The organism is Parabacteroides distasonis (assembly GCF_004793765.1).
Lineage (GTDB): Bacteria > Bacteroidota > Bacteroidia > Bacteroidales > Tannerellaceae > Parabacteroides > Parabacteroides distasonis_A.
Genome location: NZ_SRYM01000172.1, coordinates 1 through 334, shown reverse-complemented (window position 1 = coordinate 334; position 334 = coordinate 1). Strand labels below are relative to the sequence as shown.

Genomic DNA, 334 nt, shown 5'->3' with positions numbered 1-334 from the left:
GCAGATAGAGCAGGAAGCGCAGAAGTATATCCTTAACCGTCCTCTAAAGAAATAACGGCTATGGAAAATAGAAAAGCGACAGAAGCCGGGCAGGACATCACCATGCAGAAAGAGGATTTCGCAGCCCTTTGGAAAACCATTCATCTAAAGGTGACGGACACTTACGAAGTACCGCCCGAAATACTTTGGGTGAACGGCTCTACCATTGGCACGCTGGGTAATTTCAGCGCATCCACGGGTAAAGCCAAGAGCAAAAAGACATTCAACATTTCCGCTATCGTTGCGGCAGCGTTGAAGAATGACGAGGTACTGAAGTATTCGGCATACCTGCCAC

At 48.2% G+C, this 334-nt stretch carries 1 pseudogene; it reads left to right on the top strand.

Annotation, left to right across the window (positions count from 1 at the left end):
• Positions 1–60 precede the first annotated feature (60 nt).
• Positions 61–334: pseudogene (locus E5342_RS19235) on the top strand (AAA family ATPase); the annotation flags it as partial.